Below are 15,015 nucleotides of genomic sequence, written 5' to 3' on the forward strand. Positions count from 1 at the left end.
CCCTGGCGGGCCCGGTGGGATTTGAACCCACGACCTACGGCTTAGGAGACCACCACAACGTAACAACAACATTCAACCCTGCATGTTTTTAACCCCACATCAACCGTAACCATTAATTCCACCTCAATAGAATTGTTCAAGTAGCATCTACACTTGTAACATTATTGGTTACGGTTAGTTGGCCACGAGCGAACCTGTAGGCCAGTGGGATTGTCGCCCTCCTGGCACGCTCCACAACCTCATCGAGAGTCTTCATGAGCTCGCTGATTAACGCCTGCTTCTCCTGGCCCTCCCCAATCAACTCACGAAGGTAGTTCACAACCTCATTCCTAAGCGACACGACATCGCAATGTGCAAAAATGCTTGTGTAGGATAGGATCTCTTGAACTATGTAGGAGGTTTTACGATACGTGTCAATAATGATGTTGGCGAGTCGGTACTTTGGCAAGCCCTTGACCTCACCCCCAGTTAGCGCTTTAATTATTATAGAATAATCAATAGCATCGCCTGTATGGTAATCGTACTCGTCAGCCACCCGTAGGTAGAATTCAAGGTCAGGGGGTGCATTCCTGGCAATGATTACCCCAAGCCTCCTTAGCACTGTGGCAACAGCCACTTTGTAGAAGAACCTCCTCACTGCAGTCCAGAAGACGACACTCCTCATTGTAGATATGAATATCCTGGCAGACTCAGGGCTGGGCGTAACCCCCCTATACAGGATGTTGACAACCGCCATGTAGATTCCTGTGTCCACGGCACCCAAGAGCGTTGGTGCGTAGAGGGGCCTCCTCTCATCACCACTGTTCACATTAGTGACGTACCCATCTTGGATGGCGGCATTAAGCCCAGCGTAAATATTCCTCATCCCCTTGTAACCCTGCTCCCTCATGCAGCTAATCAAGTCGTAGACTGGCACAGGCTCCCCACGCAGTCGACCGTGGTGGATTATCACGCACTCAACCGTTGGGAATAGATACTTGTTGAATCGTGGTACTACCGCCATAACCACAGAAGCGTTGTACATGCTTATAAAGCTTTCGCATTAGAACCATGAACCCCTGGTTGAGAATTCACATCAATTTCGCATCTCACCATTGATTATGCGAACCAACCCTCACCCACATCAGCGTCACTTAACATTCGCATTCGCAAGGCAAGGTTACCTTTATAAGGGGGCATGCGAACGGTGTTTCTATGCAGAGTGTGGTAGTCCAAACTCGAATCCCCATAACGATAAGGTTATGGAGGAGTGGGAGAAACTACCTAGCTATTGTAAACGAGCAGAGGGCAATCAGAGAACTCAGTAGGTACCTTGGGCGGGAAGCCACCCTTGAATTCGCTAACGTATCAGCAAGGGTCAGGGTGACGCTGCTAAGGCAACATGATGTACCTTATATTGCATTTTTCCTACCCACAAGGATGGCGCCAACATGGGAAGCCATAAGAAGCAGGACAAGTGAACTAGATGCCACATTAGTCATTGAGGAAGAGAGGAGGGGTGGTTTGGGGTGATGGGGGTTTGCGCTCGTCACCATTCAAGGCATTCCCGCGGGCCAAGCGAGGTGATGGCCCATGGTGATAACTGAGCCTGGGTATTTAAGCATTACGGGTGGTAAATGTTGGGACAAGGGCTGGCTAGTCCTGCAGGGGAAAGTCCACGGTGTTTCACATGTGTATATTCCACTGGCCTTGAACCATGGCTGCTCAATTATCGCAAGGCAATGGGCTGGGCAACACGTTGAGGTCATTGTCAATGACAGATATTCGTTCATCGCAACTCTTCGAACTAAAAAGAAAACAGCCTTGGTCGTACCTTTACCCTGGCATGTAAGGGGTTTAGTCAATGGCACCGTCACATTGAGGGTAAGGCCTTTCGAAGGTGATGGGCATGGGTGATGCAACAGCCAACCTCAACCTCAAGGATGCGGCTAAGCTACTAATGGACTTGGGGTTCCGTATTGTACCGGTTGATGCCGATAAGAAGCCACGGGTCAAGGGTTGGAATGAGCCAATACCGGAGGAGAAGGTGTTCAATGCATTGAGGAAGGCTGCAGGCATCGCAGTAGTTGGTGGGAAGATTAATGAGAATGAGGGCGTCATAATCCTCGACATTGATGACCCAGATGACGGCTTCAAGATACTTGAACAGGCCTTTGGGAGCGATTGGCCCCTCAAACTTTGTGGGCCAGGTTCACTCTGCGGTTTAACTGGGCCTAGGCCGAAGGGCAAGGTTAAGTGCGAATGCACTGCACCGGGTGAGGATTGTAAATGTAGGAATGTGGTGACTGGGGAGGAGGCGCCATTAAGCGCATTGAGGCGCGGGATGTACATTGCCGCCAGGGTGCCGGTGAGTTGCATACCGGCTTCCACAGTCAGGGGGGAAGTCATTGAGGTCATGGTTAATAATTATGAGGTAATATTCGGGAGGCATCCATCGGGGGTATTCTATGAGCCTGTGAGGTTTACCGATGGCAAATGGATGAGGGTTGATATACTGAACGTTGGTGCCGGGGTTAAATTAACCTGTGATGAAGTCAAGAGGCTTATAGATGCACTAAGGCCTAAGGCAGAGGGAACCAATGCTAACGCCACTGCCGTGGGCATTACCACACCAACCAAGCCCGCCGAGGCTATGCTCATTCGCCTAGGTGGCGGCACGGTCATTAAGATTGCTGGAGCGCTCATTGACGGCTATAAGCCTGGCAAGAGGCAGGAATACGCGTTAGCAATTGCCGGTTGGCTGGGTAGGTTGGGAGTCGACTCAGTGAGTGTTGCGATGATACTTAAGGAGCTTCACGACAAGACTAATGATGAAGACCCCCTCAAGGAGAGAATAAGCACCATAGTCTACACATTTGTAAAGCTGGGCCTCCCTATTGACTTCGAGGGCATCAAGCAGGCTACTGGTGTTGACCCCCCTAAGCTTGGCGACGCATACTACAAGGAGCTTGAGGAGAAGTATGAGAAAGAGGAAGTCATCAAGATAACTGGTTCAAATAAGGTAAAAGAACTGTTGGTCAAGGGCGGCCTCTCTGAGGAGGAGGCTGAGAAGAGGATAAAGGAGGTTCGTGGTATTGTGAGGGATGAGAAGTTGCGGCTTACCCACGGTGATGAACTCCTCAATGTTGTGAATAGTATCAAGGCGAAGATGAAGAAGAAGAAGATGACTAAGGGGCTTGCTGCGTTAATGCTTGCGGATGGGGTTCAACGGATACTGAGGAATGTGAGGTACATAACTTATAGTAATGTTGAAGTGGGTGGCTTCCGCTGCTGGGATGGAACCTACTACAGGCCTTGCTTACCAGATATCGAGGCCACTATCGAACTGCTTTACGAGTTATCGGGGCTATACAAACGTTACGGGTACACCAGTCTTAAAAAGAATACCCTAGAGTTGCTTGAGGACGAGACGACCGTTGACATTACTGACGCCGAATTCAGGTACATTGCCTTCAAGAATGTCGTGTATGATTGGGTTGAGGGGAGGGTGATACCCCTGAGTGAAGTTAAGCCAGACATGCTCATAATGAACGCCATCCCTCATGAGCTCAACCTACAGGCACTCGAAGAGGCCGCTAAGGCACCCGAGCTAACTGAGGAACTGGCCATGAAGTACGCACCCAAAACGCTGGCGGCTTTCAAAGAGTGGGTTGGCGGCAACTGGAGGGTACTCTTCGAGGTGATTGGGGCAGTACTATACCCAAGGCCGATTAAGAGGGTTATACTACTGCTGGATGAGGAGGAGCATGCCAATTTGGGGAACACGGGTAAGTCAACCTACATAATGCTCATCATAAGGTTGCTTGGCCGTGAGAACTATAGTACAGTACCGCTCCAGGACTTGGCTGACGATGACAAGCGGTTTGCCAAATGGCCACTATTCCTCAAGCTGGCTAACGTTTACTCCGACCTACCAATGAAGGCCATCAAGGACACGGGCTTAATCAAGGTAATGACGGGTAGGGATACAATACTAATCGAGAGGAAGTACCACGACCAATTCAACTACAGACCCTATGCGAAGTTCATCTACTCTGCCAACAAGCCACCACGCATCAGTAGTGAGAATGAGGCTGACCTGGCATTTTGGAAGAGATTCTTGATAATTCAATTCGAGGGTAGGTTCAGCAAGCCCATTGAGGACTTCGAACTCACACTGATGGACGAGGCACCATCAATCCTGGCCCTGTCAATTGCGGCTTTTAGGCGTGTCAAGGAGAGGGAATTCAGGTTCACGGGCGACCCTGAGAGTGACCTGGAGCTCGCCGTTAGGAACCGTACAATATGGCTGCTGCACTTCGACGAGGTCTTCAAGTTCCTCGTATGGTTATTTAAGAACAATGCCCTAGTTGAAGACCCTGAGGGTAGGATTCCCACAACCCATAAGAGTGAGGAGGGGGATGCTACACCACTGTACGACCTCTACAGGGAGTACACAGAGAGGCTGAACCTAGACCCAGTGGCCCCTGCAGTCTTCACCAGGAGGATGCGTGAACTGGGGATGCCAATGGTCACTGTTAAGGGCATCCACTACATCAAGGGCTACAGGGTTGACAAGGCGGCGTGGGAGGATGCGATAGGTAGGGTTGGCAGTGGCTCAGGCGCACTCCCACCGTGGTTTAAGGTGGCCCTGGGGGTAAGTAATAATAATAATAGTAATACTAGTGGGGATGGGGCTAACCCTGAATCAAGCCAGAAGCCCGAGGCCACTGGGCAAGTCCTAGGCAAGCCACCTGAGCCTAAGGCACAGGAGCCAGTGAACGTGGATGAGCTTTTGAGGTCAACCGCAGAGGAGGCTAATAACAGGCTCAAGGCAATGTGGCCTAATGCGGATTACAAAGACATTGTCGAGGGTATGATTAACTACATCGCAGGCGAAGGCGAGGTCGATGCCGACAAGCTCACCGAACTCTATGAGGGGACGATTGCTGATAGACTAAAGGAGGCAGGGTATAGTGATGCGGAACTTGAGGATGATGCCCGTGAGTTCATTAAGATTGTCATTGATGTGCTGAAGGAGAAGGGGGTGGTTACCGATGCTTAGGGTTAGTACTAATGTCCAATGCGGGTTCATTATTAAACGCATTGGGGATGTGATGCTAAATGACAGGGATGCGGCATGTTTAATCAACGCAATAATGACCTACCTCGAGACCCAGGGGGCGCAACTCCAGGGACTGCCACAGCGCCGCATAGTCAACAGTGTGGGTGAATTGAGGCTGGTAATTGACCTAATACAGGCGGCTAGGGGCGGGCTGAGGCTTAACGGCGCCGAGTGCCTACGTGACGTTGTTGCAAGGTACGGTATCGGGGAGCTCAACATCAATGACACAGGCTTCGCCAGGTTTAGGGCGACAGTTGAGAGGGTACTCAAGGCATTGGCAATGGTTAAGGTCAGGGGGGAGCCGATAATTGAGTTCACACCATGCGACACATCATGCAAAATACCTGGGGTTGTGACCCTGAGGAAGGCTGGCCTAGGCTTCAGGTGCCCAGTGATCCAAGCAGGGGCAAGTGATAGTGGGGCCAGCGAAGCCAGGATTGATGTGAGCAGTATTGTTGAGAAACTTGAGAATAAATGCGGGCCAACCTACATAGGCTTCGAATGGGCTGTGAAGCAAACCCTCAAGTACCTGGAGGAGAAGGGAAGCGCCAAGATTGCCACAATGGCAGTGGACTTGAGGAATGACTACATGTGGATAGTAAAGTACCTCTACTGGATGTACAGTGAAGCCAGCATACCAAGACTAGTGCGTTGTGTTGTGGAGGAGCTTGCTGAGGCTGGATTGGTTAGGATTAATGGGGATGTTGTGGCGCTGGCCAAGTAACCCAGTACCCACGCTTACTAGTTAATTATAGAATTACACACCACTGGCCAACACTTAAACCCACACGCAACCCTAGGCAAGACGCCATTGCCTATATAGAGTATGTATCATTCAATTCCTAGGCGAGAAGAATGGGTATGGAGGGTGTGGACTAGTTTGCCAGTTACCCCAAACTCAGTGCACTAGCGGCTGCCAAAAACCCCAAACCACCCCACACCCTCCTAACCCAACTGCGTGCGCAGATTTAAACTAAGTCGCCTCCCCATTGATATTAGACCAAGAGAGTACACACCCCCATAGGGATTAGTTAAAAGTAAAGAACCTATTTAGCCATATCACCCGCAGCCTCATTCCCCCACTGGAGTCGGAGTCATCCCTCGGCTTATAAGGCAACCCACCCAATCCCAGTCCCCCAGAATACTATTAATAGTTATACAAGCGCGGGTTGCAATTGTTTTCCACATTCAAAACCACCGGAAAGGCTTATAAATTCAATTGCGTTTAAACCCCCGTGGAGTGGCCTAAAACTGGACTCGAGGTGCAGGAGGCAGTTGACCTAGTTGAGAAGGGGGTTCACGAGGGCCATGTGCCAATACTAACCGACTCAATCTTCTGCCTACGCCACATGCAGCACCTTGGCTACCCACTCCACGTGGTTATGGTTAGAAACCCAATCGCACCCATCGGCCTTGTTGAGTCAAGGGCATTGCCCAAGTGGCTTGGTAATGTCTCGTGGGTATTAGTGAGGAAGGCTGAACTAGACTGTGTATTCACAGCTAACCTATACGGTACTATGAGTGAAGGCCTTGAGGAGTTGAGGTTCTTTAAGAATACCCTGTTGGAGCATATGAGCAAGGTAAGGCATGTTGAAGTCCCAGTGCAGATTGTTGACAAGGCAAGCGCAGTTGACGCCATCCCAGCCTCGGTCACTGAGGGCACTGCAGTCATTGCCACTGATTCCCTTGACTGCATGTGGAAGTTTCGTAACGGCATGCGTAGGGTATTCCTCATTGAGAAGCCCCTCCTACTTGTAGCCATCACAAGCCTTGACGTGAACAGGGTGCTTGAGGAGAGGGGTCAACCAGCCTTCATGATTGTTGATGATGATACTGCTGGGAGTTGCCTTTGGGGTGGCTTCCTCAGGCCAAGCACGGCAATTGACTACCGTGCTGAATTCCGCAGGCTCCTAAAGGGTTTGCTCAAAGTGGTGGCTACACTTGACGTCCCTCTTGAATTTGTGATAATGGAAACAGGCTCATTAATCGACAGTATTGTTAATAAGGGTGCGAAAGGTGGGTGAAGTATGCCCAACAACACGCACTTGCAACCCAAGCCTGCCGCTAAGCCCGCAGCCAGGCCACCAAGGCCAGTTAAGCACTCGGATTTCTCTGAAGAGTACGTTGGCCACGTTGTCTCAATCACACTTGTGAATGGGACTGTCCTCAAGGGCATGCTCACGGAGGCTAGGAAGTTTTGGCTTAAGGTCAATGTCGATGGGAGGGTTCACTACATAAACAAGGCACACGTGGTTGAGGTTACGTTAGGCTAGCCGACGAGGGCCCGAGGGTTGTGTCAAAACAACCCCAATCCCAGGGTTAATAAGCATTACTCAAAAACATGGGGCCTTGCGGCCCCGTTTTTGAATCGGGGGGTTGTGAAGGGGCTTCACTTGGACGTACGCCACACTATTACGGCTACTACCACTAGTACTATTGATGCTGCAAAGCCTCCTGGTATGAACAGTGTCAGTACTGCGGCCACAATGTACCACCATGGGTTGTGCCTTTGCCTCTTAGCCCCCTCCTTGGCTTGTTCCTCGGGCTCCCTCGGAACCCTCGTCGGCATAGCGTGTATTAGGCGTGGCCTGGGTAATAAGCCTGTGTCGGTGCCTCACCTTTGCAACCGAAAAGGCTTTTAAATTCGGTTGGATTATGTATATTATGTCGGGTGTAACTGTAGTGTTCAGGGGGCGTGTCATAGTGACTAGGAGGGGGGAGGTTAGGATATACGTGAATAAGAGGGATGAGGGGGGCAGGGTACTTGCAAGGTTCAATAGGGCTAGGGTAGCTGGCATCATAGTAGTACTCCAAGGTGGTGGGGATGTACATTGACAGGTACATTGCCTCATGGGTGGTGTTGGGCATTGTGATTGGCCTTGGTTTGGGTGCTGTGGTAGGCTACCTCACACCAATACCTGGCCTAACCCACCTCAAGACTGTGACAGTAGTGAACAGTACCACGGTAACAATACCAATCAACATCACCAAGACCGTAACCTACACTACAACTGTGAATGGTAAGGTGGTGACAATGACTACGACAATTATTATGCCAACTACAACAACAGTAGTCTCGAATACAACTATCACAAGGATAATCATAGTACCCACAACAACCACAGTGAACCACACGACCACTGTAACAAGCACGAGTGTAACAACAATCCCACCCTACACTCTAACCGTGACAACAACCGTGATTGAGAACGCCAGTGTACTCCCACCCCTCAACATCACCAACCTCAACGATACAATAACCTGGATGAGGACTGACTACAGCCTAAGCATGCTAACCCTAGCAAACCTAAGCCTACCCCTAGGCTACTGCCTAGCAACAATGTGGATCTTCCCTAACGCCAGCATCACCATTGTGGGCGCCTGGATTGCACCAGCAAGCCTCATACAACAGGCCACAGGTAGCAACTACAATGATTACACGTACCCAATACTAGTTTACACGTTCCCAAAGACTGGTGTTAATGAGTACCAATTCTACCCACCAGGGTTAGTTTGGATTAATCCACAATCATTCATGATCTCCTCAGCAGCCCTCGGTGATGCGTGGGCGGTGAATATTACAGGCTACCCATGGAGTGGGTACACTGTGGTTGCCACAGCTTACACGCATCCTGGCTTCTCAGACTGGGCATTCAGGTACTTGAATAATGGGACATACCTCATGATTATGGCTTGGCCATGGCAGATGTCGGGCAGCGCAATCCAAATGATGGCTAACCCACCTGGCCTCTGCCTAGTCCAAGTAATCAGGGTTAAGCCAGGGACGCCCAACAGCTACATTATGAATATGACATTCCTGGGTGCACAGTACTGGGCTTGGGTTAGGAGTACTGCACAGTACGGTGAGCCAGCACCATGCTACATGCCCTGGGAGTGGACTTACGGCTACCAGGTTGGGATCATTAACGTTACCAAGCCGATTGGCGGTAACTGGCAGTACTACTGTGGGCCTGGGGGCAAGTGGCTACCCCTAAAACCCTAGGGTTTCAAAAAGGATTATTTTGAAAAAGGGATTGTTTTTGAGGATTGTGTTAAATTAACCTAATCCTCCTTGACGCTGGCTTGGCTAGGATTGGCATTACTAGGGCTAGGAGTATTAGGAAGTCCAAGGCGAACCCATTCTCACTGAGCCAGGCATTAACATACTCATTCCAGGCTTCAAGGTAAAGCGGCTCCAGTGGGGCTAACGTGTTGGTACCTCCCCTGGCTAGCAACCAGTCGATGGGCAGTTCAGGTGGGCTCCACCTTGTGAAGAAGGCGAAGTCGTAACGTGGGTTAACGCACCAAGCCTCAACTGTCACGTACCATGTCGTCGTGGATTGTGTACTGAAGCCATTCCAGTTGATATTGCCTCCATAGTAGGTTACAGTTGGCTCGAAGTGGGGTGGGCATGTGCCAGTTATACCCCACGTCTGAACGTACTGCCCAGCGGCGCTAGTCCCTGTTAATGAGATGGATTCCGTCACCCCGTATCCAATTGGGCTAGCAGTCGCTGTCAGCGTCGTTACAGTGGCGCTAGCCCACTCAGCCCAACACTCGAAGGCGTAAGCCTGCCCCACTGGCACCGACCCACCCACACACTGTACAACAACACCATTCGTTATTGTTGGCAGTGGTGTGGACACAGTGTTGGTTGTCGTGACAGCCGTGGGCGGTGGGCTTGATGTGGTACTAGTACTCGTTGGCGTTGTAGTGGGTGGCGGCGTAGATGTCGGCGTGCTAGTGGGTGTTGGAGTCGGGGTAGGCGTGCTCGTTGGGGTGGTTGTAGATGTCGTGGTAATGCAGGACACCGTGAAGGTTACACTCGCCGGCTCCAGTGGATTACTAGGCTGGCTAACAACAGTCGTTGATGGTGCGATACTGCACTTCCAACCACTGGGCTCGTTAATAATGCTTGCCGTTAGTGTTACCTGGCTTACACTGTATGGGTATGTGTGAAATGGGTAATCCCTCAACGGCCCACTCCCAATCAACCCATTCCCAAACTCATCATTAATACTGTACTCGACGCTAGTCCACGGGTCATTCACGCTTATGAGGAGCTCCCAACCCTGGTTCACGGTTGTAGTCGTTGGTGGTGGGCTTGTGCCAGTGCCAGTACCAGTGCTTGTGCTAGTGCCCGTTGCAGTTGATGTGCTACTTGTTACTGCTGATGGTGGGCATTCGATAATGAAGGTTGAGTTGCCAGTGCCTGCAATCACGGTAACACTCTTACTCGGGTAAACCGTGCATGATTCAGGTGCCGTTAGGCTCAATATATCCGTCACACCACTAATGTAGAAGACGCCTGTTGCATTCCCATTCCCATTCACGTGGTAGTTGTATGAATCGTGGAGTGTCCACTCGACTGGGTGCCCAAGCACAATCACGGCCCAGTACACTGTGTTATTACCAGTGAGGGTCACTGTGGTTACCGTTGTCGTAGTCCCATTCACAATCGTTGCCGTGACAGTTGTGGTGCCGTTATAAGCCACGGCAACGCCATTGGGCAGTACGAAAACCCTAGTCCCAAAGTTATAATTCCAACCCCACTCAAGGATGGGGACGTAATAATCAGCCTGAACCTGTGTAATCGGCTTGAAGGTGAACCTGCTGGCCAACCAGTGGAATCCGTTGGATAGGTTCGTAATGATGGCTAACAGTATGGTTACCCACCCATTGTTAACCTTCCTAACAATGATTGGGCTTGTTACAGTGGTTGTGGCGGTAACGGTCACTGGGGATGTTACGGTTGTCGTTGAAGTAACCGTGGCCGTCGTGGTTAAGGTCGCCGTTGTTGTAACAGTACTAGTCGCCGTCAAGGTTGTGGTTAATGTGCTCGTCACTGTGGTTGTTGAGGTCTTGGTTATTGTGACTGTTGGCGGTGCCGTGGTCGTTGTTGGCGGTAGTGTTGCTGTGGTAGTAGTGGTTGATTGGCATGTTATTGAAAACGATGCAAATGGCGCCCACTCATAGACTACTACATTGCTTGGGCTTACTGAACAGCCACTCGGCCCACTCACAATGCTTGCATATATCCTATCCCACCAGCCGTAGATTGGCCCAAGTGCCCCAGCCCAGCCGCCTGGAACCGTCGCAGTGTGGCCATATATGTCAGTCAACTTAACCTCGACGTTGCTCGGCCCGTTGACGGTTACCTGAACCCACCATCCTCCACCGTACCACTGTGCGTTTATAATCCCGGCTATTATGACTGCTGTTAGCACAATCCCGAATGCTAGTGCCTCTAGCCGCCTCATTGTGGTCGTTTTTCAATTCCCAGTCAGGTTAAATAAGCCCTTCTGGTGGCTATGTGAATAACCTGGCTATCAGCGAGCCAATTACAATGCGGCTTAGGGTGGTGGCAAAAAAGGGGCCTGTTTTGACCCCTTGGGGGTTTTTCGGGGGGCTAGTAGGTGGCTACAATCACGTCCTCAAGCCTTGCGTTGATTGCCTTCGCAACAGCCTCAAGCATCCTCCTCGCAACGCACTCCATGCAGACGCCATCCATTACATTGATCCTAATGTGGATTGTTGTCTTATCGTACGCATTAATGTACACAATGTATCCCCCACCAATCACCTTACCCCTCAACACAAGGCCGTTCCTCGCCTCCGTCAAGACGTCAAGAGCCCTCTCAACGGCGGCGCTTGCTGTGTATTGGTTGCCTGATATTGCACCCAAGTCAACGTAGAGATCAACCGATAGGCTTATAGGCCCCACAGTTGATTCCTGGGCAAAAGAGAGTGTTTCTTCCTCCATACCTCTCCCCACTGGCAAAACCAAGCCAGGTTAATAACCCCTTCAGGTGGCAAAGGCCTAGACGTGGCGGACTTCGAATAGTGAAGCCGCACCAGCCTCAATGAGGCTTGCTAACCAAGCCGTGACTATCAACCACCATTCCGCCTTGAGAGAATCTCAATCCACGGGTTACCCTTAACGAAACTTGGGGCATCCGCATCAACAACGACGGCTGGCTGTGGTTGAACCGCAGGCTCCTTGACTGCCACTGGAGGGGAGGTCGTGGCCTGCCCACATTGCGTGGCAATACTGGGCTTAATTGTCACCAAGTCCAAGGAGGCGCCAGGCTTGGGTACTATGCCCACCTTGTCTTGGGCCAATGCGAAGTATAGCTTGAGGGCATCCTCAACCACAACCCCAACGTTGACTCCCTTGTTGAGGGCCTCAATGTGGGTAGCCCTCCAAAGCTCAGCCGAAACCCTAACCCTAAGCATCCTCTTAGCCACGGGTGTTAGGCAAGGCTGGGGTTGATAAGCCTGACACAGTGCCACGGTGCCACAGTGGTTACAGTGGCTAGCGTGCCACTGTGCCACTTACATTGCCCCCGCTGTAATTCTATTAATTAATAGAGGGGTGGGGCAAAGGATGCAAGATGGATGATTACCATGCCCCTCCTCTGATTGAGCCCCACCCTACACCGTTGTTTATAAAACCTACCCGTGGCCACGTTGAGAATGGGGATGTAGCCATCTTGGCCCCCTAACTCACCAACTCCCTGCACTTTCCGCCGCCCTCCCTGAGCCTAGCAATAAGCCTCCAGTAGTCATCAAGCCCCCTAACACCTAGGCAATTCAAGTAACGCCAGAGCCTAACCAACACGGCAGGGGCTGGAAGGCTGGTTGGCACAACGTCAGGCAATGCCCCGCATGGACACTTGAGGCGAACCGCCAACACCTCCACCCTTGCACCAGGCTTATACTCAATCTCCGTGAGTTCACTCCTAAGTAGGTTGGCCAAGACCCATGCGAAGTTGAACCGCATGCCCCATGGCACACCAAGGTCGCTGAGCAGGTCTTGTGCGTAGTCAACCCAAGAGCCCCTAGGTTGAACATTAAGCACACGATGCATGTTGTTGAACCACGATTGGATGGCCAACTCAACGAATAGCCAGGCTGTTCTAGGGTCAGGCGCATCCTTGAGCCTAGTCACCATGTACCTTGCCTTGTACAATACGTCACGGCTAATCAACCTCTCAACATCCTTAACCCTGACAGGCCTCCTAGGCAGATAGCCGAGATATTGGCAAAGGACATCACCAAGCATGTTGATTACACGGCACATCGCCAGCTTACCCTTTACACCCTGGTACTCCTCAAGCGCATCCCTAATCAACTTGAGCCGGTCGTATAAGTCACTTGGGACGGCAATGGTCTTACCCCCACAGCAACCCTCTTGGCAGTACCTACAGTCCACAATGTGGACGTCAAGCGGGGTTAGGCCACTGCGCCTCCTACCCCTAGGCCCAGCCCCCTTAACCCCACCTGAACCACCACTTGAACCACCACCAGCAACACCCACCCCAACACCCATAGCAGCCAACCGCCAGAAGAATACTACGCCACTTATTAATTAGCTTCCCCCTTTGCCTATAGGCAGCAGATGCGTGGCGCATACCGCAAATACCATTGCCTAAGTTCCTCATGCCTCGGTGACCAGTAGTGTTCAACCAGTATGCGGAATTCACTGGGTGGGGCACGGCCTTGAAGCGTATTAACAATGCTCTCTGGGACGCCTTGGCTAATCATCCATGTGGCGTAGAACTTGCGGAGTTCGTAGAGTTCAAGGTCACGGTTGAGAACCTGTTTAGCCGCCTCCTTAATCTCCCTCCTAAGCCTGGATTGCTCAAAGGGTATGAGCTTCTGCTTGGCCTTCTCGACTACGTCAGGTGTGAACCAGCCGCTGGCGAGCCAGCCTTTACTAAGCCTCTCAACCCAATCAACCCTGTGGGGTAGGTAAACCTCCCTAACCCACCTGAGGAACTCTGGGCGTAGGAATGCGATGAATGCCCTCTTAGTCTCAGTGACTTTGCCAATATGGAGCATTCCGTGTTCAAGGTCAAGGTCGCTTATGCTTAGGGTGAAGGGTTCACCAGGCCTCAACCCAGTCTCAGCCAACAATGCAAAGTAGAACTTAGCCTCAATGCTCGGCAACTGACGCCAAATTGCCCTAAGCTGTTCGAGGCTGGGTAGAGCAATACGGTTGCTTGCCTTGGGCTTATAAACGGTAAATGAGTCGTAGAGTAGCCTGAATAGGGCTGGGTCTTTTGGCTTCAGCACGGTCTTGAGGAATGACTTCAAGGCCACCGTGACGTGCCTCAGCACATGCTCCTCACTCTCATCGGCCAATCCAGCTAGGAACTCCCTGATTCCCTCAGGTTCAAGCGTCCAGTTAAGCTCACTGAGTGCTAGGCGTAGGTAATGAACGTGGTCGTGGATTGTCTTCTCCTTAAGGCCCTTCAGGCGCTTGGCCTTAACGAACTCCTCAACGTCCTGCTCAGCCACAACCCACCTGGTGCCCATTGACCTAACGTACTCACCAAGGTACCTATCCAGGTAGCTCAACAGCAGTTCCCTGAAGCCTGCGTCAGCCCTGGCACGGGCGATAACACGCACAATGTCATTCACAGTGGCTGGCTCAAGTTCAGGTACTTGGCCGAGTAGCCTGGCTAATTCCTCGGTACTGAGGAAGCTCAAGGCACGGCAGAGTAAGTCCTCTGTGACCCTGCGCTTACCCGACCTAATCATGCTGATTAGGTTGATGGTCACGCCCAAGTCCTTGGCACGGATACCCTTGTTCTCCATAACGTAGTTGATTACCTTAACACGCTCCTCATTGCTGATGTTACCGATGTTAATGAGCTCGCAGTCAACCATTTGTAGCTGTTACTACAGAGGGATATATATGCCTTCCGTAACAGGAACCATATTGAAATGTAACAAGGTGGGTTGGGGTTGAATGAAAGGAATGACTCTGGGGCTCATTCCCTGGCGGGCCCGGTGGGATTTGAACCCACGACCTACGGCTTAGGAGACCACCACAACGTAACAACAACATTCAACCCTGCATGTTTTTAACCCCACATCAACCGTAACCATTAATTCCACCTCAA

At 51.3% G+C, this 15,015-nt stretch carries 15 protein-coding genes; 8 read left to right on the forward strand and 7 right to left on the reverse strand.

What is annotated here, in order from left to right; all coding sequences use genetic code 11:
- Nucleotides 1–136: 136 nt before the first annotated feature.
- Entirely contained in the window at nt 137–1,003 is an 867-nt protein-coding gene (locus AAX04_RS10745) for a hypothetical protein (protein WP_066798136.1), read from the reverse strand.
- 191 nt (nt 1,004–1,194) lie between these two features.
- Between AAX04_RS10745 and AAX04_RS10750 the strand changes: the two genes are divergently transcribed.
- From AAX04_RS10750 to AAX04_RS10770, 6 genes are all read left to right on the forward strand, one after another.
- Nucleotides 1,195–1,512 (forward strand): hypothetical protein, encoded by a 318-nt coding sequence (locus tag AAX04_RS10750; protein WP_066798137.1) that lies wholly within the window; start codon nt 1,195–1,197, stop codon nt 1,510–1,512.
- 60 nt (nt 1,513–1,572) lie between these two features.
- Nucleotides 1,573–1,896, forward strand: a complete 324-nt coding sequence (locus AAX04_RS12025; protein ID WP_156519822.1) for a hypothetical protein — start codon at nt 1,573–1,575, stop codon at nt 1,894–1,896.
- Nucleotides 1,889–5,044 carry a DUF5906 domain-containing protein gene (locus AAX04_RS10755; RefSeq protein WP_156519823.1) on the forward strand — a complete coding sequence of 1,052 codons (3,156 nt, stop codon included), beginning with the start codon at nt 1,889–1,891 and terminating at the stop codon, nt 5,042–5,044. The genes AAX04_RS12025 and AAX04_RS10755 overlap by 8 nt, the downstream gene beginning before the upstream one ends.
- Nucleotides 5,037–5,828 carry a hypothetical protein gene (locus tag AAX04_RS10760; protein WP_156519824.1) on the forward strand — a complete coding sequence of 264 codons (792 nt, stop codon included), beginning with the start codon at nt 5,037–5,039 and terminating at the stop codon, nt 5,826–5,828. Before AAX04_RS10755 ends, AAX04_RS10760 begins: the two co-directional genes overlap by 8 nt.
- A gap of 511 nt (nt 5,829–6,339) precedes the next feature.
- Nucleotides 6,340–7,128, forward strand: coding sequence for a hypothetical protein (locus AAX04_RS10765; protein WP_066798141.1), 789 nt, complete (start codon nt 6,340–6,342; stop codon nt 7,126–7,128).
- Between the two features lie 3 nt (nt 7,129–7,131).
- The gene (locus AAX04_RS10770; protein WP_066798145.1) at nt 7,132–7,377 is read left to right on the forward strand and encodes a hypothetical protein; all 246 of its coding nucleotides are present in this window, start codon (nt 7,132–7,134) and stop codon (nt 7,375–7,377) included.
- Between the two features lie 116 nt (nt 7,378–7,493).
- Here AAX04_RS10770 and AAX04_RS10775 read toward each other — a convergent pair whose 3' ends face one another.
- Entirely contained in the window at nt 7,494–7,673 is a 180-nt protein-coding gene (locus tag AAX04_RS10775; RefSeq protein ID WP_066798147.1) for a hypothetical protein, read from the reverse strand.
- 95 nt (nt 7,674–7,768) lie between these two features.
- Here AAX04_RS10775 and AAX04_RS12030 point away from each other — a divergent pair, with 95 nt between their 5' ends.
- Nucleotides 7,769–7,939, forward strand: coding sequence for a hypothetical protein (locus AAX04_RS12030; RefSeq protein WP_156519825.1), 171 nt, complete (start codon nt 7,769–7,771; stop codon nt 7,937–7,939).
- Complete coding sequence (locus AAX04_RS10780; RefSeq protein WP_066798149.1) at nt 7,929–9,107, forward strand: hypothetical protein; 1,179 nt, start codon at nt 7,929–7,931, stop codon at nt 9,105–9,107. The genes AAX04_RS12030 and AAX04_RS10780 overlap by 11 nt, the downstream gene beginning before the upstream one ends.
- 49 nt (nt 9,108–9,156) lie before the next feature.
- On the opposite strand, the gene AAX04_RS12195 is transcribed toward AAX04_RS10780, so the two are convergent.
- From AAX04_RS12195 to AAX04_RS10805, 5 genes are all read right to left on the reverse strand, one after another.
- On the reverse strand, nt 9,157–11,364 hold the full coding sequence (locus tag AAX04_RS12195) for a hypothetical protein (protein ID WP_066798151.1): 2,208 nt from the start codon (nt 11,362–11,364) through the stop codon (nt 9,157–9,159).
- 149 nt (nt 11,365–11,513) lie between these two features.
- The gene (locus AAX04_RS10790) at nt 11,514–11,867 is read right to left on the reverse strand and encodes a hypothetical protein (protein WP_066798153.1); all 354 of its coding nucleotides are present in this window, start codon (nt 11,865–11,867) and stop codon (nt 11,514–11,516) included.
- Nucleotides 11,868–11,995: 128 nt separating this feature from the next.
- On the reverse strand, nt 11,996–12,352 hold the full coding sequence (locus tag AAX04_RS10795; RefSeq protein ID WP_066798155.1) for a hypothetical protein: 357 nt from the start codon (nt 12,350–12,352) through the stop codon (nt 11,996–11,998).
- A gap of 253 nt (nt 12,353–12,605) precedes the next feature.
- Nucleotides 12,606–13,436 carry a hypothetical protein gene (locus AAX04_RS10800; protein ID WP_066798156.1) on the reverse strand — a complete coding sequence of 277 codons (831 nt, stop codon included), beginning with the start codon at nt 13,434–13,436 and terminating at the stop codon, nt 12,606–12,608.
- Nucleotides 13,437–13,492: 56 nt separating this feature from the next.
- Nucleotides 13,493–14,779, reverse strand: a complete 1,287-nt coding sequence (locus tag AAX04_RS10805) for a tyrosine-type recombinase/integrase (RefSeq protein ID WP_066798157.1) — start codon at nt 14,777–14,779, stop codon at nt 13,493–13,495.
- Nucleotides 14,780–15,015 lie beyond the last annotated feature (236 nt).

Source organism: Caldivirga sp. MU80 (assembly GCF_001663375.1).
Lineage (GTDB): Archaea > Thermoproteota > Thermoprotei > Thermoproteales > Thermocladiaceae > Caldivirga.